Below are 23,206 nucleotides of genomic sequence, written 5' to 3'. Positions count from 1 at the left end.
TTTTAGAGAGGTGATATTTCAGAAGGAATAAATAGAGCTCACTACTGTTCTGTTTTTTCTGAAATATGTACCTTTAAGCTAGCAGAAGATCTAACAAACTTCATGAAAACCTATGGAATTTATAGATTATTACAAGGTTTTAGAGCTGGACAAGAATGCTACTAAAAGTGATATCAAAAAGGCTTACCGGAAGCTTGCACGAAAGTATCACCCCGATCTCAACCCAAATGACACGGCGGCCCAGAAGAAATTTCAGCAGATCAATGAGGCACACGAGGTATTAATAGATCCCGAAAAGCGAAAAAAATACGACCAGTACGGAAAAGACTGGCAGCATGCTGAAGAATTTGAAAAAGCCAAAGCACAACAGCAGCAATACCAACGGCAGTATTCCGGTGGCGGATTTGGTGGCGGGACCGGCGGTTTTGGAGGTGCAGAAGGTTTTAGCGGCGGTGGTTTTGAAGGAGGAGACTTTTCAGAATTCTTTGAGTCGATGTTTGGGGGAGCAGCCGGCAGAGGCAGATCAACCAGATTCCGAGGACAGGATTTCAATGCTGAACTTCACCTCAATCTCACTGATGTATATAAGACCCAGAAGCAAACCCTAACGGTAAATGGCAAGAACATTAGATTAACCATTCCTGCCGGGGTTGAAAATGGTCAAACCATCAAGATCAAGGGCTACGGCGGGGAAGGTATAAATGGCGGACCAAGTGGAGACCTGTTTATAACTTTTGCCATAAACAACAATACATCATTTAAAAGAGAAGGAAAAGATCTTTATAAAGATGTGGATCTCGACATCTTTACTGCAACTTTGGGCGGAGAACTAATGGTCGAAACTTTCGACGGAAAGGCAAAGCTCAACGTGAAGCCGGAAACCCAAAATGGTACTACTGTAAAATTAAAGGGCAAAGGTTTTCCGGTTTACAAGAAGGAAGGTCATTTTGGAGATCTTTATATCACTTATAAACTCAAGATACCAACTCGTTTAAGCAAGCGGGAAAAAGAACTTTTGCAGGAACTAAAAAATCTGAGAAAAGATGGAGGATAGATATATTTCAATCATTGAGTTTTGTAACTGCCATGAGCTTGAGTACTCTTTTATTAATTCTCTTACTGAACATGGCCTCATTCATACGGTTATTATAGAAGAAGATGAGTATATTGAGCGGGAGCAATTAAGAGACCTGGAAAGGATCATGCGCCTTCACTATGAGCTGGAGATCAACCTGGAGGGCATTGACGCAATAAATCACTTGCTGGAGAGGGTTTCCCGGCTACAGGATGAAATCCGCCTCCTTCAAAACCGGCTGAGACGCTATGAAGATTAACCTAAATCAAAAATTATGAAACTAATTCTCAATATTATTTTAGGAATGAGCTTGCTCATCACAACCCAAACCTGCAGTAACAATGAACAGGAAGAAGATAAATCTGCTTCGGCTATCGTAAAGGAGAATGCTATGGAAGTAACAGGTACAATTCAGGAACAGGGAATCACCTCTTATCAATATGGTACGCACACTATTACTACCGTCAATGATGAATATTACGCGCTCAAGAGCGAAGCAGTTGATCTCGATGCATATCTTGATGAAGAAGTCACTATAGTGGCTGAAAAAATAGAAGGTTATCCTCTATCCGGCGGACCGGATTATCTTCTGGTGCTGGAAGTGAAGGGAAGGTAGAGGTAGGAAGGTAGAGGTACGAAGGCAGAAGTACGAAGTAGTAATCAGTGGTCGGTGATCAGTGATCAGTGATTAGAAGGTTACAATATGCAGTCGTGCAATAACCAGTGGTCCTGGAAATACAAAGGTAGATCTATGAAGGTAGAGGTACGAAGGTAGAAGGACGAACTAGTAATCAGTGGTCGGTGATCAGCGATCAGAAAGTTACAATATGCAGTCGTCACTATGCAGTCGTGCAGTAGCCAGAGGTCCTGGAAATACAAAGGTAGAGGTACGAAGGCAGAAGGACGAAGTAGTAATCAGTGGTCGGTGATCAGTGATCAGAAAAAGTGGGCAGTGCGCAGGTTAAATTGGCAGTTGCGGAGTGCGGATTAAAATAATCTAAGCTAACCTGCAAGGTCTTTTTTTTGACCTTGTAGGTTTTCCCCGTCACCTTAATCCCCGAAAAAAATCTGCAGTTTTCGCTCATAAAAAATCACCAGGATAAGAATTGATGAACTTCTACGAACTCCAAACTCTCAGCTACGAACTACCGCAGGTAATCTAACACATTCTTCTCGATCCTTTCCTCAATGTTGGAAATATCAGCTTTAATGAATTTTTCGCCGGTGATTTGCTCGTAAAGTTCTATATAGCGCTCAGAAACTGAATTGATGTAGTCGTCGCTCATTTCCGGAATTTGCTGCCCTTCTTTGCCTTGAAATCCATTCTGAATCAACCACTGTCTCACAAACTCCTTTGAAAGTTGCTTTTGAGGTTCACCATTGGCAAGTCGGTCGGGGTAGCCTTCAGCATAGAAATAACGGGAAGAGTCGGGAGTATGGATCTCGTCGATAAGTACGATCTCGCCTTCAGATGTTTTACCGAACTCATATTTGGTATCCACAAGGATGAGTCCGTTTTCTTTTGCCAGTTGAGTGCCACGAAGGAACAACTGTCGGGTGTAAAGTTCCAGGGTGGTGTAATCTTCTTGAGAAACAATTCCTTTTGCAAGGATCTCTTCCCGGGAGATATCCATGTCGTGTTCCCCCGAATCAGCTTTTGTAGTTGGAGTGATTATTGGTGCTGCAAAAGCTTCATTTTCCTTCATTCCTTCAGGCATGTGTACTCCGCAAAGGCTGCGTTTGCCACTTGCATATTCACGAGCGGCATGACCGGTAAGATATCCACGAATCACCATTTCCACCTTAAAAGGCTCACACTTTTGCCCTACTGCCACATTAGGATCTGGTGTGGCTTGCAGCCAGTTTGGCACAAGATCTTCGGTAGCCTTCATCATCTTTGTTGCAAGCTGATTCAGGATCTGTCCCTTATACGGAATTCCTCGTGGCATCACCACATCAAAAGCCGAAAGCCTGTCGCTCACGATCATGACCAGGCGGTCATCTTCGAGCGTATAGACATCACGCACTTTTCCTTTGTAAACAGCTTTCTGCCCGGGAAAATTAAAACTGGTAGAGGTAATGGTATTCATGAAAAAATATGTTGTTATTAAAGAAGACCCCATAACTGTGGGGTCTCAAAAGTGTCATTTTTATTCGGCATTCTCTATTCTTTTGTAGGCAGCAATGATCTTCTTGACCAGCTTGTGACGTATCACATCCTTATCATCCAAATGTATGATTCCCACTCCATCCACATCCTGTAAAACCAGGATAGCTTCTTTAAGTCCTGAAATCACCCTTTTTGGAAGGTCAATTTGCCCGGGATCACCTGTCACCATGAATTTAGCACTCTTCCCCATACGGGTAAGGAACATCTTCATCTGCGCGTGAGTCGTGTTTTGCGCCTCATCCAGGATCACGAAAGCATGATCTAAAGTTCTTCCCCGCATAAAAGCCAGTGGGGCGATCTGGATCACACCTTTCTCGATATAAGACTCTAGTTTTTCGTGAGGGATCATATCCCGCAGCGCATCGTATAACGGCTGCATGTAAGGATCCAGTTTTTCTTTAAGGTCTCCGGGAAGAAATCCCAGGTTCTCCCCTGCCTCTACTGCCGGGCGGGTTAGAATGATCCTTTTCACCTGTTTTTCCTTTAGAGCTTTTACCGCGAGTGCAACACCGGTATAAGTCTTTCCGGTTCCTGCAGGGCCAATAGCAAAGACCATGTCATTTTTCTTCATGAGTTCGACCAGGCGGCGTTGATTGGCGGTCTGGGCCTTGATCATCCTGCCACTTACACCATGGACGAGCACTTCCCCGCTTTCGTTTGGGGTATCGTACTCCTCCTTACTTTGACTTGTAAGAACTCTTTCTATTGCATTTTCGTCAAGGCGATTGAACTTACCGTAGTGGTCGATCAACATATTGAACCTTTTGTCAAATTCCTCGAGCATTTCTTCGTCCCCGTAGATGCGAAGTTTATTGCCTCTGGCCACAATCTTTAGCTTTGGAAAATATCTCTTCAGCAGTTCAATATGTGAGTTTTGTTCTCCAAAAAAATCTCTCGGACTTATTTCCGAAAGCTCAATGATAAGTTCGTTCAAAAGCGGCTGGATTTAATTTAAAAAATGAGTTAATTATCTTTAGATTTGCATTACAAACTTAAATAAATAAAGGTTTAAGTTAGGAAAAATATTATTAGAAATTGCCCATGGCCATAATTACCTTAACGACAGATTTTGGGGAAAAAGATCATTTTGCAGGGGCAGTTAAAGGAGCAATTTACACCGAGTTACCTACAGCCAAAATAGTTGACATCTCCCACTCCATCGCTCCCTTTCACATTACAGAAGCTTCATACATTATAAAGAATGCCTACAAGAGCTTTCCGGAGGGTAGTATTCACATCATAGGAGTGGATTCAGAATTAACTCCCGAGAATAAGCACATCGCGCTTAAACTCGACGGACATTATTTTATCTGCGCCAACAACGGGATCCTTTCTTTAATTGCTTCGGAATTCGTGCCCGAAAAGATCGTGGAGATCAACATACACGATAAGATCCAAAGCAATTTCCCGGTGCTGGATGTATTTGTAAAAGTGGCAGGACACCTTTCCCGCGGCGGAACACTGGAAGTTATTGGAAAGACCATTCCTGAAATAAAACAACTTAAGGAGATGGAGCCGTTGATCAACCAGGATAAAAACCAGATCAAGGGCAACGTAATATATATTGACAACTACGGAAATGTCGTGACCAATATTTCCAAGAAGCTGTTTGACAAAGTGGGTAAAGGCCGAAAGTTCAGCATGAGAGCCAGGACGGCTACTTTTAATGAGATTTTCAGCACCTATAGTGAGGCCATTAATTTTGATACCGAAATGATCAACCGGGAAGACGGCAAGAAACTGGCCATTTTCAATTCCGGCGGATATATTGAACTGGCAATTTATAAGAGCAATCCGAGTACGGTAGGCAGCGCCTCTACCCTCTTCGGACTCGAGTACAGGGATACGGTGACAGTGGAGTTTAGTTCATAGTTGGGAGTTTGGAGTTCGGAGTAAAAAGAGAATCAAGAGGCAAGAGCCAAGAGCCAAGAGTCAAGACTTAAAAAGTTGCAAGTTTTATGTTGCAGGTCTATGTTGCGGGCTGGGGATCGAGTTAGCATTTTTCCGCTTTACCCCGAGCCTAAAGGGAGCCGGAAAAATTTGATTTTATTATTTTGGTGTTTTTTGTCATTCCGACAAAGAAGTTTTCTTCGGCAGAAGGGAATTGCGACGAGGAAAATCAAAAGACGCAAGAGCCAGGAGCCAAGAGCCAAGACTTGAAAAGTTGCAGGTTATGTTGCAGGTCTATGTTGCGGACTGGGGATCGAGTTAGCATTTTTCCGTTTTACCCCTTCCCTAAAGGGAGCCGGAAAAATGCTTGGATGGCCCTCCTTCGCTGAAAGCTTCAGCGGTTATAATTTTGGTGCCTGGGAATTGATAATTGATAATTGTTTATTGAACTATGCTAGTACGAATAGTAAAAATGACTTTTGAACCTTCAAAAATTGAAGCTTTTCAGGAGTTGTTTGAGAGGAAAAGGAATAAAATCAGAGGTTTTGAGGGCAATGAGTTCCTCGAGCTTTATCAGGATAAGAACAATAAAAATATATTTTTCACGTACAGTTACTGGAAAGATGAGGAGGCGCTGGAAAATTACCGCGTTTCTTCCCTTTTTAAGGAGGTGTGGAGTGAGACGAAACAGATGTTCTCGGGTAAGCCAGAGGCGTGGAGCGTAGATAAGGTGTGGACGAGCGACTGAGGTTCAAGATTTAAGGTTTAAGGTTTAAGGTTTAAGGTTTAAGGTTTAAGGTTTAAGGTAAATCTTAAAAAGAACCAAGAGCCAGGAGCCAAGAGTCAAGACTTTGAGCAGTTTGTCATTCCGACAGAGCAATTTCCTTCGGGAGAAGGGAATTGCGACGAGGAATCTCAAAAGAAGCAAGAGCCAAGAGCCAAGAGTCAAGACTTTGAGCAGTTTGTCATTCCGACAGAGTAATTTCCTTCGGGAGAAGGGAATTGCGATGAGGAATCTCAAAAGAAGCAAGAGCCAAGAGCCAAGAGTCAAGACTTTGAGCAGTTTGTCATTCCGACAGAGAAATTTTCTTCGGGAGAAGGGAATTGCGACGAGGAATCTCAAAAGAACCAAGAGACAAGAGACAAGATTTGAAATGTTGCAGGTTTCATGTTGCAAGTCTATGTTGCGATTTAATATTTTTCCGTTTTACCCCCCCCTAAAGGGAGCCGGAAAAATGCAATTAATTTAGGAGTGAGACATTATACAATATTCAATATACATTATACAGTTAAAGAGTGATAGCGGTATTAAAGAAAGAAATTAATTCATTTTTTGCCTCTCCAATCGGCTATTTGGTCATTGGGCTGTTTTTAGTGGTGAACGGGCTGTTCCTTTGGGTCTTTAAGGGAGAGTACAACATTCTGGATAGCGGTTTTGCAAGTCTGGAGCCGTTCTTTACGCTGGCGCCGTGGATCTTCCTGTTCCTCATTCCGGCGATTACTATGAAGAGCTTTTCTGAAGAGATAAGACAAGGCACTTTGGAGCTGTTACTCACCAAACCTTTAAGCACAATTGAATTGGTGTTGGGGAAATATTTTGGGGCGCTTTCTTTGATCCTCCTCGCACTATTACCGACCTTGCTCTATGTGGTGGCGATCTCATCCCTGGAGCAAACCGGAGATAAGTTAGACAGCGGAGTAATCATAGGGTCTTATTTCGGACTCATATTCCTGGGTGCCTGTTACGCCGCGATCGGGATCTTCGCTTCCATTTTGTCGCCAAACCAGATCGTCTCTTTTATCCTCTCAATTTTCTTGTGCTTCATCGCCTATTTTGCCTTTGAAGCTCTTGCCAATCTCAATCTGTTTAGTACTGGATCCTTTGGTGTAGAAGAGCTGGGACTGGACGCACATTATGAAAGCATTAGCCGCGGAATCATTGACACCAGAGATATAATCTATTTTCTGAGCTTTATTTTTCTGTTCCTGGCGCTCACAAATTTTAGTCTCTCATCAAAAAGAACAGGAAAAAGATGAGGCTCCAAAAATCACATTTTAAGAAGGTAATTTTTCTGCTGCTTGCGTTAGTAGTAGTCAATGTCATATCATATAACTTCTTTGAAAGATTTGATCTTACAGCAGATAAGCGCTATACACTTTCTGAGGCTTCGGAAAATATTGTTGAGAAAGCAGATTCTCCGCTTATCATCGACGTTTTTCTTGAAGGAGAATTTCCACCGGAATTCAGGAGGCTACAGGTAGAAACGCAGCAACTGCTGGAGGAGTTTGCAGCGGTCAATCCGAATATCAGTTTCAGGTTTACAGATCCGTTGGAGGAAGGGGGTAACGCTAATGAGGTCGCAACCCAATTCTACGAAATGGGAATGACCCCGGCGCGGATCAATGTAGTCGAGAACGGCCGTACCAGCGAAGCGATCATTTTTCCGTGGGCAATGGTCAACTATGGGAACAGGACAGTATCTGTTCCTTTACTTAAGAATCAGCTGGGTGCGAACACCGAAGATCGAGTGGCAGCATCTGTACAACAGCTGGAATATGCTTTTGCTGATGCCTTTTCCAGACTTCTGGAGCCAAAGCAGAAAAAGGTAGCTGTGATGCGCGGCAACGGCGAACTCGAGGACCGGTACATAGCCGATTTCGTTAGAAGCATTCAGGAGTATTATTTCATAGCGCCATTTACGCTCGATTCGGTAGCCGTAGATCCTCAGGGCACCCTGGAGCAGTTAAGGGAATATGACCTTATCATTGAAGCCAAACCTACTGAAGCTTATACTGAAGCCGAGAAACTGGTGCTGGACCAATACCTCATGAACGGGGGAAAACAATTGTGGCTCATAGAACATGCAGCCATGGAAACCGACAGTCTTTTTTCATCTGCCGGAAGCGCTTTTGCCTTGTCCAGAGATTTGAACCTGGGAGATTATTTCTTTAAATACGGGCTACGGATCAATCCGGCGCTGGTGAAGGATCTTTATTCGGCTCCTATAGTTTTGGCAACAGGCAGCGGCAGCAATGCACAATTCAATCCTTATCCCTGGTTCTATTATCCGCTTTCCTCCTCTCCTATTGACCATCCCGTGGTCAACAACCTGGAGGCTGTGAAATTCGAATATGCCAGCCCTATCGATACTCTCAAAAATGATATAAATAAGACCGTCTTGCTTTCGACCTCCCCACGATCGGAAGTTGTGGGACTTCCGCGGGAAATAAGCCTGGAGGAGATATCTGCCGAGCCCGATCTTTCAGAATTTATGGCGGGTGAAATTCCGCTGGCGGTAATGCTGGAGGGGGAATTCAGTTCGGTTTACGAGAATAGAATTATGCCTTTTGAAGTGGCTAACTTCCGCAGTAAAAGCGAAGAGACTAAAATGCTGGTCATTAGTGACGGGGATGTGGTGAAAAATCAGTTACAGCGCGGCGAGCCTCTGGAGCTGGGATTTGATCGATATACCGGCACCACCTACGGTAACCGGGAATTCATGCTGAATGCGGTGAACTACCTGCTGGACGATAACGGACTAATCAACATCCGCAGCAAAGAGGTAAAAATTGCATTTTTAGATATGGAGGAAGTTGAGGAAAACAGGGGCTTTTGGCAGGTGATGAATATTGTCCTTCCGCTTGGGCTCCTGGCTTTATTTGCAGGGCTTTTCAGCATTATCAGAAAAAGAAAATACATCAGGAAGTAAGTTATCAGCTTAAAAGCTTCCGCAGAGAGCAGCGGTTTATTAACAATTCCGAAGCATTTAAAAATATAAGGTGCTAAAAATCACATTTTTGGCAGGTATTTTTGAGATTCTGCTGTTAATAAAAAACAAGCGCCGTTTCCTGACTTTTTAAAGGATTAGGATATATTTGTATCACGATTAACTTATTACGAAGCCAATGAAATTTATTGTATCAAGCACTTATTTGCTGAAACAGCTACAAATACTCGGGGGAGTGATCAACAATAACAACACCCTTCCCATCCTGGATAACTTCCTTTTTGAACTGAATCAAGATGAACTTACGGTTTCTGCGTCTGACCTGGAGACTACCATGTCGGCCAAACTTACCGTAGAATCTGATTCTGAAGGAAAAATAGCCGTTCCGGCGAGGCTTTTACTGGAGACCTTGAAAACGTTCCCGGAGCAGCCGCTAACCTTCGTAGTAGAGGATAACAACACCATCGAACTTAGCTCCAATCATGGAAAGTACGCACTTGCTTATGCCGGCGGGGAGGAATTCCCAAAAGCCGTAAGCCTTGAGGAGCCAAGCAGCACTACTATCCAGGGCGATGTTTTGGCTACCGCAATTAGCAAAACTATTTTCGCTTCAGGAAATGATGATCTAAGGCCAGTAATGAGTGGAGTTTTCTTCCAGTTCACACCCGAAAACCTGACTTTTGTAGCGACCGATGCTCATAAGCTGGTAAAATATTCCCGCAATGATATTTCGGCTTCTCAAACCGCAGAGTTCATCATGCCTAAAAAGCCTTTGAACCTGTTGAAAGGGATCCTTAGCGGAAGTGATTCTGATGTGCTTATAGAGTATAATGATTCCAACGCCCGCTTCACTTTTGAAGATACAACTCTTGTTTGCCGACTTATAGACGGAAAATACCCGAACTACGAGGCGGTGATCCCGAAAGAAAATCCGAATAAACTGGTTATCGACCGTGGACAATTCCTGAGCTCGGTAAAAAGGGTTTCTATATTTTCAAATAAAACTACTCACCAGGTACGCCTGAAGATCGCCGGAGCCGAGCTGAATATTTCTGCGGAAGATGTAGACTACAGCAACAAGGCTGAGGAGCGTTTAACTTGTTCTTACCAGGGTGATGATATGCAGATCGGATTCAACTCGCGTTTCCTGACCGAAATGCTTTCCAACCTGAACGCAAATGAAGTGCAGCTGGAAATGAGCCTGCCAAACCGCGCCGGAATCCTTACTCCTGTTGACGGACTTGATGAAGGAGAGAAAGTGACGATGCTGGTGATGCCGGTAATGTTAAACAATTAAGGCTATCGCCTTAACTGTAGACCGCTGGCGCTGATAGAGCGCTTCGCTGTTAGATATTAGATCGCTGCCGGTGGCAGCTGTTAGACTAAAAATTTAAGCCCTCTGAAAAATGACATTTTTCAGAGGGCTTTTAGTTTATGCTTAAAGGCTCAAGTCATGCAGAGTCTGAATAGAGTTGACCATTCTGACTTCGCACTTCTATAATCGTATTTCCAATACCCCCTAAATCCCCCTGAAGGGGGACTTTTGCTTGGGATTAACTTTAGTGAAGCCCTCCTCGGAGGGTGCCCGAAAGGCGGAGTGGGCTCTCCTTAGTTACATCGCTCTGACGTAGCTGAATTATTTTCAATTCTTTTGCACAGATCCATATTCCAACTTCCTCCTTCGTAACTCGCACTTCCTTTTCTGCCCCCTAAATCCCCCTAAAGGGGGACTTTTTGAAGAGTATATTTTTGTAATATCCCTCCTTCAAAGGTTGAATTTTTCATCTATCACATGAAATTTTTTATACTGGTCCCCTCCTCCGGAGGGGTGGCTGTAAGCCGGGGTGGGCTGTCTCATCCTCTCCCCCTTTCTAATTCTACCATCGTACTTCGTAACTCGCACTTCCCTTTCTACCCCCTAAATCCCCCTAAAGGGGGACTTTTTATCCAAGTTATTCTTTGCGCCTTCCCCTCCTCCGGAGGGGTGGCCGAAGGTCGGGGTGGGCTGTCTCATCCTCACTGATTACTGACTACTATTTAATTATTTCAATCGTCAGTGGATATGAAGGGATCTCCCCGTTGTTCACTTTAATAGCATTCAGGATGGGGAAAACTATGGCGATGATTCCAATGGCGATCAACATTAGAATTCCGATTCCGAAAAGAAGGATAAGCGGAATTGATATTATCGAATAGATAAAGATCGAGATCTGGAAATTGAGGATCATCTTTCCGTGGGCATCCATTCCCAGCACCTTATCCTTTTGGGTAAGCCATATCACCAGCGGAACGATGAAACCGCCGATCCCTGTTACCAGGTCCAGTAACTGACTCAGGTGTGTAAGCATTAATAACTGTCTGTCTTCTCTCATGATTATTGCGTTTGTTTGGTTCATTTTGATTGATGATTGATTTTATTACTTTGTATTGCAAGGTACTAAAAAATGCAATATTAAATGCATTTGTTTTCAATAAATTATGAGTTGAAGTTCTAAATCCTTTGCCACGAATACACGAATGTATTTCTTTCCTCACTCAGCCCTTCTCATGCAACTCTTTATTGGTCGTGTTAATTGATAATTGTCAATTGATCATTGCAAAAAGCCATGGATGTTTCTTTAGAGCCGAGAGCCAAGAGCCAAGAGCCAAGAGCCAAGAGCCAAGAACCAAGAACCAGGACTTTTAAGTCGGTAGACGGTAGACTCGATAAAATTTTTAGAAGGTTGAATTAGTTAATTAAATGCCATTCTTCCGTTAATTTCCCAACGAAATTATAGCATTTTCAAAAGTGAATTTTTTAAATGCTTTTTCAATCATGGGATTGCCACGTTAGGCTATTCCATACCTACCAATCATGGTCTTATTCTTCCGTCATTCCAAAGAGCCAGTCGGCAACTGAAGCAAGCTCCTTCTTTAAGGCGTTGTGACCTTAGTTCCTGTTAGACATAACAAGTTTGTTCCTATTGATATAGTTGTTGTGGCATTTGATAGTCTGAGATCTCAAATCTCACATCTCAAGTCTATTTCCTACTTTTGCAGCATGAAGTTAACCGACAACATCGTAGCACTCGCGACGCCTTCAGGTGCTGGTGCTATTGCCGTAATTAGAATATCGGGTCCCGATGCTATAGAGCTGGTAGCTCCTGTCTTTAAAGCTAAAAGCAAAAAAGACATTCGGGAGCAAGCTTCTCATACCCTGCATCTGGGGAACATGATCGATGGGGAAAGGATCCTGGACGAGGTGCTGGTTTCGGTTTTTCACGGACCTAAATCCTATACAGGAGAGAATACTATAGAGATCTCCTGCCACGGGAGTCCTTATATTCAACAGGAGATCATTCAGTTGTTAATTAGAAAGGGGTGTCGTTCTGCGGAAGCGGGGGAATTCACTTTACGTGCTTTTCTTAACGGAAAGATGGATCTGAGTCAGGCAGAAGCGGTGGCCGATCTTATCTCTTCCGAAAATCAGGCGAGCCATCAGATGGCGATGCAACAAATGCGCGGCGGATTCTCCAATGAAATCCAGAAATTGCGGCAGGAGCTGCTCAATTTCGCTTCTCTTATAGAGTTGGAACTTGACTTTGCCGAAGAAGATGTGGAGTTCGCGAACAGGGATGAATTTCAAAAACTGGTAAGCAAAATTCAGCAGGTATTGAAAAGGCTCATAGATTCCTTTGCCGTGGGTAATGTGCTGAAAAACGGAATTCCGGTTGCTATTGTGGGAGAACCTAACGTGGGAAAATCCACGCTGCTAAATGCCCTTTTGAACGAGGAACGAGCTATAGTATCAGAAATTGCCGGAACCACCAGGGATACCATTGAAGATGAGATCTCTATTGGCGGAATCGGTTTTAGATTCATTGATACTGCCGGGATCAGGGAAACAGAAGATGTGGTGGAAAGCATCGGGATCAAACGGACTTTTGAAAAGATAAGTCAGGCGCAGGTGGTACTATACCTTTTTGACGCCTCCCGACTTTTTGGACCTGAACAATCGAGCCGTCATCCTGAACTTGTTTCAGGATCCCAGGAAGGCTCCACCCCCACGGTGAAGCAAATAAAAGTTGAAATCGAAAAGATCAAAAATCAGTTTCCACAAAAGCCATTGGTGATCCTGGCCAACAAGGTGGATCAGCTGAATCCTGAGCAGATGGAAGATCTCAAATCTCAAATTTCAGGTCTCACTACTATCTCCGCCAAAAGCGGAGAGGGCGTGGAAGACCTGCAGCAAAAGCTATTGCAGTTTGTCAACACCGGCGAACTGCGCAACAACAACACCATCGTCACCAACAGCCGACATTACAATGCGCTGCTTAGCGCTTTGGAAGAGATCAACAAAGTGCAGGATGGGTTAAACCATAACCTCTCCGGAGACCTGCTGGCGATTGACATCAGGGAGGCCCTGCATTACTTTGGGGAGATTACCGGGGAGATCACCAATGATGATTTGCTGGGGAATATATTTGCGAATTTTTGTATTGGGAAATAGAGGAATAATGTAACACTGTGGGAAATTTTATTAGAATACTTTCCCTGTTGCGGCAAGTGAAACACAATTAGCAAGGATAATAATAAAATTTCCCGCTAATCTATAACTTTCATTCCTGCGGAAAAGTTACTGCCCCACCCGCTTTGTACAAAGATGAAAAAGGGCAAGAGTATCATTGGAATGAAATTACCAACTCCTGGGATACGGATGTGGTGATCCCCCCTACTCCAAACTTTTCAGAAAATTTTAGCTCTACAAGCAACAATCCAGATCAGCGATTTATCTCTGAATCCCTGATCTGGAAATATTATGAGGTAGCACCGGAAAATAATCTGCTGCAGTATCTCAGAAAGAACTACTCACGTGAAGACGTAGATCGTGTAAAAGAAGATTACGTTTTGGGCTCAACAAAAGACGGAGGTACTGTTTTCTGGCTAATTAATGAAGATCTCCAGGTGCAGAAAAATAAGATTTGTTATTATCAAGAAAACGGGAAGAGAACCAATCGGTTTAAAGCACCGTATAAAAATGATGATGGCTACTATTCTTGCTTATTTGGGGCTCATCTGCTTAGGCCAATTAGGAAAGGAATAGATCTCGTGATCCTGGTGGAAAGTGAAAAGACAGCTGTTGTTGGGGCAATTCTCTTACCTCAGTTTACTTGGTTGGCCTTTGGCGGCATAAATGGATTAACAGAGGCTAAAGCAGCTTGTTTAAGAGGACATAAGATCCTTTTGATCCCAGACATCAGTGAGAAGGCAGTCGACATAGCTCAAGCTAAGATTGTTTATTTGAAATCTATAGGTGTACGTGCAACCGTTTGGGATATGACCGAGGGGAAATCAGATAAACAATTACTTTTTAAAGGAATTTTTAACAATGACCTCGAGGATTTATTTCGAAGTTTCGCAAAGTTGATATTAGATCCTACCAATTCTTTTTAATCGACTATATTCTTTAAATTCAGGAGAAAATTTTAACCTTTCATGCTTTGGCTGCAATGAGTGGCACCCAACACAAAGAACCTTGAGGTTGTAGGGATTGTCATTAGATTTATTACCGTCAATATGATGCGTATGGCAAAGGTTAGGGTATTGAGACAAATCTGTATCACATTCCTCACAAGTATAATTTTTCTTTTCCCGTATTTTTTTTGACCTATTACGGAAATTGGGATTATATATATTTAAAGGTGCCGTTTTATCATTTTTAAAAAATCCAGGGTTCAAACTGGTTGTTTTGACTAACTCGAAATACTGTCCTAAATCAAAATTGCCAAATATTTCACTTTGAATTCTACGGGGGTGTCGGGAATACCCCTGATAGTTAATCTTTTTTAAGCAATTTTTACAGACCTTCAAAGGCTCCAATAGTCCTTCTTTTATTATCTCTCCATCGTCAATAAGATTAATATTAAATTGACCATCAGTCCTCAGGGAAACTACATAGCGAGAGTTTCTTTTATTTTGAAATGACTGGCTTATAGAGGAGCAATTTGTCAAATGAAATCTATAGCCTCTTTCATAGTATTTTGCGTATTGATCTCGTATATAAACAATTACTTTTTTCCCCTTATATTCAAAAGTACCGTCCTTTATTTCAATGTCTTCAGGATCAAGCTGTACTTCTCCAATCTCAAGCAATTCTTTGAGCCTGTTATCATCCAGATCGATCCAAGTTTTAGGGCCCGAGTAGGGAATTATAGGGGCCCCCATTTCTTCCCGAACTTTATTAAGCCTTGGGAACTCGAGAAAATTGATCAATTTCATTCTGCCAAGATTTTCGCTATCTGCTTTTCTGCATTCGTACGCACCCGAAATTCCACCCGTCGGGATAAGCCTCTATTTTCTTCTCCATTTTCATCAATAATTAATTTACTTGATGACAAGCCGTTAGCAGTTACGTTGCTTCTAATCCATTCAGCTAAGTTTTCATTTGCCTGATTCTGCAATAAGAAATTCAGAACATTCCTTGTCCTGTCCTGGGATAACTCCATATTATAGATGTATGCTTTTTCATCGGGGACATTCTGGCCCCAATAACTTGAGGTATGGCCTTCTATCCTGATTTCAGAAATATCTTCTTTGTATTTATTACTGTGGAGTAAATTGATGAAACGTGGAAAAAAATCGTTCAGAATAGTCTGGAACTCTGGTTTTATTTGAGCGCTACCTTGCGAAAAAAGAACTTCGGGAGCCGTAAATCTCACGCTCAAATTTTCTTTATCAATTACAGCATTCCACTTTTCCAGGTCTTCTTCAAATTCCTGATTTAAATCTTCGTATAGCTCATTTTGAAGTTTATTGTAAGTAACCGCTACTTCCTGAATTTTTTCTTTTTCCAAAAAGACTTTGACCATATAGCTAATAGCTATTAGTAAAAAGACCATCATCAGGACGGACATGAGGTCAGAAATTGGCAGCCACTGACTTTCGTTGTCTTCTTTGCCTTTAAAGTATTTCATTAATTGAGGTCTTTAGACATTTGCACAACACTTCTCAGTTTTTCGGTAAGAGGCTTGTAATCTTCAACAAAATGCTGAGAAAGGCTTGTTAACTGAGTTCCTAAGCTCTCTAACGCTTTATTTAGTTCCTGGCCCAGTTCTTCATCCAGTTTTTGTATTCTATCTGCATTACCCACTATCATTTCGTCAATTTTTTCTTTATATGACTCCATTATTTTAGTCTGTGATTTTGAAAAACTTTCATAATTACTTTCAATATCTTCCAGGGCATTTCCAATATAATCCTTAGCTACTGAAGTAAGTTTCTCCATATTTTGCTCTATGATAGGAAAAGAAGTTTTTGCTTTTTCTCCTAATTCGGCAAATGAACTTACCTGAAGGGATAAATCATTTAAAAGTTTCTGGTAGGTTTCATTGGACTCGTGGATTACATTATGATTCCGAGCAACATTTTCAAGATTCTTATCTACACCTTCCATAGTGGTGGAAATTTTTAAAAATGTCTCATTTAGCATTTGAACCTGAGTTTTATACTCTTTTTGCCATTCCAGCATCGCCCCAACTCCTTCATTCAACCGTTTGAAGTTTTCTCCAAATTGCTCATTAATTTTGGTGTTAAAGTCTTTCATCACCTGTGTTAATGCGTCAATAAGGCTTTGAGTATTATCTGCTACCATTTGTTCTGCAAAATCCTCAAAGGATTTATTCATTTTATCAAAACCGTCAATATTTGTAGTTCTAATTTTCTGAAGCTGCGTTAATAATGACCCATCCTCTTCTCCAGAAATGGAGTTGGTCATTCGATCCATGGATCTAATCATTTGCCTGGCCAAGTCATCAGAGTGGTCTTCCTCTTCTTTAGGGAATCCATAGAATTGAGGAAACGTTCGGATAATGATATTTGCCAGTAATCCAGCAATTGACGTTATAAAAGCAGTTTTTAATCCATCTATTAAAACGGGTACACTGCCTGTAATATCTTCTGAATTAAAATTCATTAACCCTATAAAAACGCCGAAAAAAGTTCCGAAAATTCCTATAGTTATTGTTAGACTTGCTATATGCCCTTTTTCAAAATTCTTTTTAAGAAAAAATGGTAAAAACAATATGGTTATGGCAGCAATAACCGATGCTGAGAAAAGATTTTCTTGTAATGATTCAATCATGTTTATATTATTAAAATTTACTTCTTTACAAATCCATCCCAGCCCCATTAAGTTTGAGCCAGGCCTTTCTTTGGAGATAATCGGGCATTATTTTATCGAGTTCGTTCCAAAAGGCATCCGAATGATTGGGGTGGATTAAATGGGTTAATTCGTGGGCTATTATATAATCTATGATGGTCAATGGTGCCATCATTGTTTTCCAATGGAAGTTCACATTTCCTTTTGGCGTCCAGGAGCCCCACCGGTTTTGTAGTTCCATTATTTTTATCTCATTTGGATGCACATCCAGTAGCTTTCGGTAATGTTCTACCCGTTCTAAAATTCTCTTCCTGCCTTTCTCTTTATAGAATTCCACAAAGGCCTCTTTTGCTCTGGGCAGGTTCTTTTTCCGGAGTCTGAAACAGCCATTTTTTAACTTAAGCGGAACTTCCTGGTCATTTACAATCTCGAGTTTGTAATTTCTACCGAGATAATAGAAGCCTTCGCCATTCACAAATTCCCGATATACCCTTTTCGTATTGGCATCTTCCCATTGTGCCAAATGGGAATAGATCTGATAGCGCTTTTGCTCAATCATCGCCTCAATTTCAGGATCACTCAATTGCTGTGGAACCAGCACAGAAATACTACCATCACGCTCCACGTAAATGCTGGATGTTTTCCTTTTGCTGCGCTTTAAGCTGTATTCTATATCTTTATAGTTAGGCATCTTCCTTAATCAATAATTGATGGCGTTTCTTGGCCAGAGCCATTATTTCTGAAACAATTTTTTCGGTTTTATCTATCACCGGATCTAAATCTAATTCGCCTGCAGTGAGATAAAAAATATCCTGAAGCTTTCCCTTTAGTTTTTCTATCTCATCTTCTTTTTTCCAAAAATGGGAGATCCTGATCTCTTTTTTAATTAAAGGCAAAGCTTCCTTTATGATAGGTTTCAACTGAAGTTTAATATCTTCCGAGGCCTCTCTTCCATAAGCAATATCAACTATTAGGTCATAAAACGGAGCTTCATCTACGCTAATACCTACAATAGATCCTTCTTTACGCCCTGCTTCCATTTCCTCCCTGGCCTCTTGAAGGTTGTCCAAAATAGCATCCCAGTCTTCCCAGTGATTCTGCATAATTGAATCGATCTTTTCACTCATCGTTTTGTAATAAACAGGATCGTCTTGGGCATTTATTTTGATATGCTTTCGCATTGCGTGCTCCATTTCGCTTGCTTTGGCCTTTGGGGTTTTGTTCTTATCAAGTTCTTTAAGAAATTTAGATGAAAACAATTCAGTAGGTGGGACTTTTGGATTGATCCCAAGGCTTATAAGGTGCTCATTTACCAGTTGCTTTACCTTATTACCCTGACCTGAAATATCCAGGGTATCATCTTTATAGCGCTCCTTTACTTTGCTTAGCAAATAAGCAAAGCGTTTCATCGGGATCTTGAACCGGTTAGCAGCTTCGTTTGGAAGCACCACATTCATACTTTCCTGGAAAGCTTTGTAAAAAGTGGTGAAATTAGCCCGAAGCTTTATATCTCCCATCAATTCTATGGCCCTTTCCAAAACTTCGTATTCGGCTTTTTTATCTTTAATGCACTGATTGACGAAATCTTCAATTTCAGGTAATTTACTGTCGCTGAAAAGTTGTAGTAACCTGCGATACCTGTTTTCCAAAATAGGTACTTCGGTGGCAACATCTTTGAAGCCCTGTAATACTTCATCGGCCTCATCTCCGCCATAAATGGAGAGGGCATCCTTAAGGTTTTCAGTAAGACCTATATAATCTACAATATAACCCCGGTTCTTGCCCGGTTGAACCCTATTCACCCGAGCAATAGCTTGTAAAAGATTATGTTCTTTCAGTTTTTTATCCAGATACATGATTTGTTCGATGGGAGCATCGAAGCCGGTTAGCAGCATATCACAAACTACGAGGAACGCAATCCCGGTATTGGGTTCTTCATAGTTGAATTTCTTTTTAAAATTAGCAACTGCATTCATCGCTTTGGCTTCCTTCCTGGCCATAGTGATCTCGGCCTCTTCATTAGTATCGTCACTGGAGACAATTACTGCCGATTTTAGAAATTTCAATTTCCGAAGCAGCTCGGGTTCATAAGTGTCATCAAGCTCCTTTTCTTTTATAACCTTTTCCAAGGCCAGATCAAGATACTTTTTATAGCGTACCGCAGCTATTTTAGAAGAGCACACCACCTGGGCCTTAAAGTCATCAGGAAGGATGTTCCTAACATAGTGCCTAAGCATATCTTCAGCGATAATTTTTATTCGCTCCTCAGCTTCAAGGATATCCCCATAAGTGCCATATCTCTTTTTAATGGCCAGTAACTCTTCCTCTGTTCGATCTTTAAAAAGGTTTTCGAACTTCCTGTCAAATTCAGATTTCTCGTTTAGGGCGGTATCGGCAGTCTTTCCTTCGTAAAGGATCTGAACCGTAGCACCATCATCTACCGCATTCTGGAGCTTGTATTTATCGATATAATCACCAAAGCGTTGTATGGTTTTGGTTTTATGCCGGTCGGTTATCAAAGGGGTGCCGGTGAACGCTATTTTAGTGGAATTAGGAAAGGCCGCAAATAGATTATCTCCCAGGTCTGAATTCACGGTTCGGTGGCTTTCGTCCTGAAGTATTAGTATCCTATCTGATTTGTTTACAAGTCCAAAATTTTTATACTGAGGAATGTCTTCGGCAACTTGATCTAAAATATACGCCGGAGCTTGTCTTTCCTTCTCCTGGAACTTTTGAAGCATCACCATTGTGATATTGGAAGCTTCGCCGGAAAGTTTTGGCTTGAGCTCACTTATACTGGTTACGTAATCTACTTTTTCCCCAGTATAATTGGCAGTTTTTCCCAGCTGTTCTTCCAGGTCATTTCGATCGTTTACGATAATAACTTTATAATCACTTAAAGCTTGTACACTGCGCAATTTTTTAATCAGGAATACCATTGTGAGGGATTTTCCTGATCCCTGGGTGTGCCAGATCACTCCTGACCGTGCCTCAGGGGTTTCACCATTGAGCATTTTATCCTTGATCTTCTGAACCGCCCTGAATTGTTGATAGCGGGCGAGAATTTTGATCTCTTTGTTTTCGCCCACCTCCATAAATAGGGTGAAATTTTGAAAAAGATCTAAAAGGTTTTCAGGGGAAAGCATTCCCTGGATCAATTTTTCCTGGGTTCGTTCTTTACCCAGCGGTGGTTCATAGTCTCTTAATTGTTCCGGAATAATATCTTTCCAGTTAAGATAGTACTGATCTGTAGCTGTTAGGGTGCCGTAGGTGGCATCTTCGCCGTAGGTAGCGATGTTAAAATGATTAAAATGGAACAGGCGTTCTTCACCTTCTTTTAATCCTGCTCTATGGGTGCTTTCCCTTTGATTACTATACCGGCTTAGCTGTTCATATGCCGCAGCCAAAGGATTGGCTGTAAACATATTTTGATCTTTACATTCCACTACCACCAAGGGTAAGCCATTGACGAATAAAACCATATCTGGTATTATAAATCCTTTGGGAGTCCCCGGAGTATCTATACGAAACTGGTTTATGGCGATAAAAGAATTTTTATTCGGATTCTTAAAATCTATGAACTGCACCTTAGGAAATTCCTCGCCAGTGAGTTCATTTTCGTCTACCGATGTGCCATTGATCAAAAGTTTAAAAACCAGTTTATTAACTTCCAGTAGGTTTTTGGTAGGATGATCTGTAAGCTCCTGGAAGAGGTCTTCAAGTTGAGCATTTGTAAGCCATTCTTTTCCTTCACTTTTATTTATCTTCCTAAGCCTTTGAAGAAAAACTTGTTTTAATACCACTTCCCTGAAAGAAGACCTATGACTTTTAGCAGGATCAGTTGGGATCCTAAATCCCTGATCTATGGCTGTCCAGCCAAGCTTGCTAAGCTGTTCCAAAAAAGGTTTTTCTACGAAGTGGTATTCAGACATATTTATTTAGTTTAGAAGATTCTTAAACCATACAATTGCTGCTTGCCCGTCTAAAGTTGCCACTTGATTCACATTTCTGGAATGACGAATGGAATTCCTTAGTTCGCCTAACTGGCTAAATCGGGACATTAACTGCTGCTTATTCTTAAATTTATCTTCAAATAAAGGCCAGCAGGTCTTTGACGTTATCAGGGTGTTGTATTCCTGAAGGTCAAAATATTCAAGTTTTGGTCTTGTAGAATTAAAATCTTCAGGGCTCAATGAAGGATCCTTTCTTAAAGCCGTCTGGATTCGACGATTGACCTTATCCAGTACATCAGGTGGTACGATTTCTTTATAATCTTTTCCATTAATTCGTTCGGCGATTAAATCCCTGAGCTCTAATTCGACGTTTTCAATGTCATCATTCAGCTTTTTCAATTGGGGTGGCAGTTCCATCGCATCATCAATAATTTTATGTTTTATGGAGGCTTTGATCGTATTTTCACGCTCTTTCAAGAATTCCATAAAATCTTCTTCAGTAAAGGGATCCCGCATCAAAATTTCGCAGGCAGCTCTTGAAATGAGGTGAGACTGGAGAATTTTATAGAAATCATCTTCAGAATTATTATCCCTCATTTCTTTTAGATACTCATTAGGCAACCTGTCCTTAAGAATAAACCTGTTGGTTTCAGGAGACAGCGGAGTTCTATTTAGAATAGAGTTAATGTTACCAATATTATTTTTTTTACCCCACGAGTGCGGGACAATATGATGGTCGTCAAGAGTATCATATTCAGGTAGATCTGCCGTATACCAGTCTCTTGCTTCATTAAGGATTAAAACATTGAAAATAGCATTATAAATAGCACCTCCTTTTGTAAGCTTTAAGAATTCCTGAGCTTCAAATTCTTTTACAAACCGCACATAGTTTTCCGGTTCAAGAGTGTCATCTTCAAACCACTTTTTCAGATCGGTAAAATCTTTGGCCGTTGTACTTTCTACTGAACTCGAATAGCTTTGGGTAAATATGGAAGCCCAATACCATTTTTTAATTTTGGCATTAACATCCAGGTTGTTTTTATATCCTCGTGATTCTACATATTTATTAATTGCTGTAAAAGCAGGAATAATAGAAGGGTAAGGGACAAAGACTGGAGAAATAGCGCCAAACTCTCTCGGATTTTTAAGTTTTTTAATGGACTTTTCAATAGCCTTGACTGAAGAATCCCATTTTACCTTAAACTCCTCTTTGCTGTTAATAAGCACTTTTTTCTCTTTTGTGCCATCAGAATGTTTTATTGTCTTTTCAGCTTCCGGGACGAGATAATAAAGGTATTTGGAACTACAGTAAGTTTGCTCCAAAATTGACATTACCTGCACCACATAAATCTTCATTTTATCAGATCCGGTATAATCAAGATCATCGGCTACATCTCGCCACATTTCTTTCAAATAGATCTCGTGAGGCCGAAGAATTGCATTTAAAAGATCGAATATGCTCAATGGCACTCCCTTACTATTGATATGGGTGAATATATCGCAAACCTTTCCCACAGAAATCTCACGATCTAATTCTATGTAGCTAAGATTGTAATCATTGAGTAATTCTTTGATAATTTTCTCCAAACCCTCTGCATTTTCAATGTTTCTGCGGGCTGCAAAAATTTCTGCTGTATAATCACGATGTTCGTCTTCGATAACGGAGTCTTTATTTTCACCTTCCTGGAACATTTTCTTTTGCTCCATCCAAAAGGATTTGTAAGCGTTCACCCAAGAAATAATTTCCCAACTGCCACGGCCTACAACTTCCATTGGAAAAATATTTTCCCTAAACTGCATTTCCTGGGAAGCGGCAAGTTTTCTTATGGCTATGCTTTCCCATTTGTAATAAAATGCCTCCTCGTAGTTTTCACTAATCAATTGGTTAATATCCATAAAGAAATAGCAGCGTTTTTTCCTTTTCGGATAGGGAATATCTGGATTAAAAAAAGCGAAATACATTGCAGTAAGCCTCTGCTGGCCGTCAAGAACAATATGCTCAGGTCGTGTTGTACCTTCAAAGCCTTTAATAGGTTCGCAGCTTAACACTTTTATGTTATTCGGACTGGCTTTCCACAGAAGCAGTGTACCAATATAGTAGTCCATAAAAATGGAGGTAATCAAGCTATTCACACCCCAGGGATCCCATTCAAACTCCCTTTGAAAATCTGGAATTACAAATTTACCTTCACGTATCTCCGAAATAATCTTATCCAGATGCTTGCTTTCCGCTTTTTCTATATGTTTCATATG

19 protein-coding genes are annotated in these 23,206 nt (G+C 41.3%); 10 read left to right on the top strand and 9 right to left on the bottom strand.

Annotated elements, in window-relative coordinates; all coding sequences use genetic code 11:
• The first annotated feature begins 112 nt into the window (after window positions 1-112).
• The 3 genes from ACXYMT_RS13220 to ACXYMT_RS13210 are packed head-to-tail and all read left to right on the top strand — an operon-like array spanning window position 113 to window position 1,691.
• A complete protein-coding gene (locus tag ACXYMT_RS13220; RefSeq protein WP_459059576.1) occupies window positions 113-1,054 on the top strand; it encodes a DnaJ C-terminal domain-containing protein in 942 nt (313 codons plus the stop codon).
• On the top strand, window positions 1,044-1,334 hold the full coding sequence (locus tag ACXYMT_RS13215) for a chaperone modulator CbpM (RefSeq protein WP_459059575.1): 291 nt from the start codon (window positions 1,044-1,046) through the stop codon (window positions 1,332-1,334). Before ACXYMT_RS13220 ends, ACXYMT_RS13215 begins: the two co-directional genes overlap by 11 nt.
• 15 nt (window positions 1,335-1,349) lie before the next feature.
• Window positions 1,350-1,691, top strand: a complete 342-nt coding sequence (locus ACXYMT_RS13210) for a hypothetical protein (protein ID WP_459059574.1) — start codon at window positions 1,350-1,352, stop codon at window positions 1,689-1,691.
• Between the two features lie 529 nt (window positions 1,692-2,220).
• Here the strand turns inward: ACXYMT_RS13210 and ACXYMT_RS13205 are convergent.
• Window positions 2,221-3,165, bottom strand: coding sequence for a phosphoribosylaminoimidazolesuccinocarboxamide synthase (locus ACXYMT_RS13205; protein ID WP_459059573.1), 945 nt, complete (start codon window positions 3,163-3,165; stop codon window positions 2,221-2,223).
• Window positions 3,166-3,225: 60 nt separating this feature from the next.
• On the bottom strand, window positions 3,226-4,179 hold the full coding sequence (locus ACXYMT_RS13200; protein ID WP_459059572.1) for a PhoH family protein: 954 nt from the start codon (window positions 4,177-4,179) through the stop codon (window positions 3,226-3,228).
• A gap of 107 nt (window positions 4,180-4,286) precedes the next feature.
• On the opposite strand from ACXYMT_RS13200, the gene ACXYMT_RS13195 reads away from it, so the two are divergent.
• From ACXYMT_RS13195 to dnaN, 5 genes are all read left to right on the top strand, one after another.
• The gene (locus tag ACXYMT_RS13195; protein ID WP_459059571.1) at window positions 4,287-5,117 is read left to right on the top strand and encodes an SAM hydrolase/SAM-dependent halogenase family protein; all 831 of its coding nucleotides are present in this window, start codon (window positions 4,287-4,289) and stop codon (window positions 5,115-5,117) included.
• Between the two features lie 469 nt (window positions 5,118-5,586).
• Window positions 5,587-5,883, top strand: a complete 297-nt coding sequence (locus ACXYMT_RS13190; RefSeq protein ID WP_459059570.1) for a putative quinol monooxygenase — start codon at window positions 5,587-5,589, stop codon at window positions 5,881-5,883.
• Between the two features lie 548 nt (window positions 5,884-6,431).
• Window positions 6,432-7,172, top strand: coding sequence for a gliding motility-associated ABC transporter permease subunit GldF (gene gldF, locus ACXYMT_RS13185; RefSeq protein WP_459059569.1), 741 nt, complete (start codon window positions 6,432-6,434; stop codon window positions 7,170-7,172).
• Window positions 7,169-8,845, top strand: a complete 1,677-nt coding sequence (gene gldG, locus ACXYMT_RS13180) for a gliding motility-associated ABC transporter substrate-binding protein GldG (protein ID WP_459059568.1) — start codon at window positions 7,169-7,171, stop codon at window positions 8,843-8,845. The genes gldF and gldG overlap by 4 nt, the downstream gene beginning before the upstream one ends.
• A gap of 196 nt (window positions 8,846-9,041) precedes the next feature.
• Complete coding sequence (gene dnaN / locus ACXYMT_RS13175; RefSeq protein WP_324720959.1) at window positions 9,042-10,160, top strand: DNA polymerase III subunit beta; 1,119 nt, start codon at window positions 9,042-9,044, stop codon at window positions 10,158-10,160.
• 736 nt (window positions 10,161-10,896) lie between these two features.
• On the opposite strand, the gene ACXYMT_RS13170 is transcribed toward dnaN, so the two are convergent.
• Window positions 10,897-11,235, bottom strand: coding sequence for a DUF4870 domain-containing protein (locus tag ACXYMT_RS13170; RefSeq protein ID WP_324721135.1), 339 nt, complete (start codon window positions 11,233-11,235; stop codon window positions 10,897-10,899).
• A 668-nt stretch (window positions 11,236-11,903) separates the two neighbouring features.
• On the opposite strand from ACXYMT_RS13170, the gene mnmE reads away from it, so the two are divergent.
• Both mnmE and ACXYMT_RS13160 read left to right on the top strand, forming a co-directional pair.
• Complete coding sequence (gene mnmE, locus ACXYMT_RS13165; protein ID WP_459059567.1) at window positions 11,904-13,352, top strand: tRNA uridine-5-carboxymethylaminomethyl(34) synthesis GTPase MnmE; 1,449 nt, start codon at window positions 11,904-11,906, stop codon at window positions 13,350-13,352.
• Window positions 13,353-13,495: 143 nt separating this feature from the next.
• On the top strand, window positions 13,496-14,296 hold the full coding sequence (locus tag ACXYMT_RS13160; protein ID WP_459059566.1) for a DUF6371 domain-containing protein: 801 nt from the start codon (window positions 13,496-13,498) through the stop codon (window positions 14,294-14,296).
• Here ACXYMT_RS13160 and ACXYMT_RS13155 read toward each other — a convergent pair.
• Genes ACXYMT_RS13155 through ACXYMT_RS13130 form a run of 6 tightly spaced genes read right to left on the bottom strand, consistent with a single transcriptional unit; the run spans window position 14,273 to window position 23,203 of the window.
• Complete coding sequence (locus ACXYMT_RS13155; protein WP_459059565.1) at window positions 14,273-15,121, bottom strand: hypothetical protein; 849 nt, start codon at window positions 15,119-15,121, stop codon at window positions 14,273-14,275. The two genes, ACXYMT_RS13160 and ACXYMT_RS13155, sit on opposite strands and share 24 nt — an antisense overlap.
• Window positions 15,118-15,816 (bottom strand): OmpA/MotB family protein, encoded by a 699-nt coding sequence (locus ACXYMT_RS13150; RefSeq protein ID WP_459059564.1) that lies wholly within the window; start codon window positions 15,814-15,816, stop codon window positions 15,118-15,120. The genes ACXYMT_RS13155 and ACXYMT_RS13150 overlap by 4 nt, the downstream gene beginning before the upstream one ends.
• Window positions 15,816-17,030, bottom strand: coding sequence for a hypothetical protein (locus tag ACXYMT_RS13145; protein ID WP_459059563.1), 1,215 nt, complete (start codon window positions 17,028-17,030; stop codon window positions 15,816-15,818). Before ACXYMT_RS13145 ends, ACXYMT_RS13150 begins: the two co-directional genes overlap by 1 nt.
• Window positions 17,008-17,691, bottom strand: a complete 684-nt coding sequence (locus ACXYMT_RS13140) for a M48 family metallopeptidase (RefSeq protein WP_459059562.1) — start codon at window positions 17,689-17,691, stop codon at window positions 17,008-17,010. Before ACXYMT_RS13140 ends, ACXYMT_RS13145 begins: the two co-directional genes overlap by 23 nt.
• Window positions 17,684-20,932, bottom strand: coding sequence for a type I restriction endonuclease subunit R (locus ACXYMT_RS13135; RefSeq protein ID WP_459059561.1), 3,249 nt, complete (start codon window positions 20,930-20,932; stop codon window positions 17,684-17,686). The genes ACXYMT_RS13140 and ACXYMT_RS13135 overlap by 8 nt, the downstream gene beginning before the upstream one ends.
• 6 nt (window positions 20,933-20,938) lie before the next feature.
• Complete coding sequence (locus ACXYMT_RS13130) at window positions 20,939-23,203, bottom strand: GmrSD restriction endonuclease domain-containing protein (RefSeq protein WP_459059560.1); 2,265 nt, start codon at window positions 23,201-23,203, stop codon at window positions 20,939-20,941.
• Window positions 23,204-23,206 lie beyond the last annotated feature (3 nt).

The organism is Salinimicrobium sp. CAU 1759 (assembly GCF_054482715.1).
The sequence above is the reverse complement of the archived record's forward strand: the minus strand, read 5'-3'. Positions and strand labels throughout refer to the sequence as shown.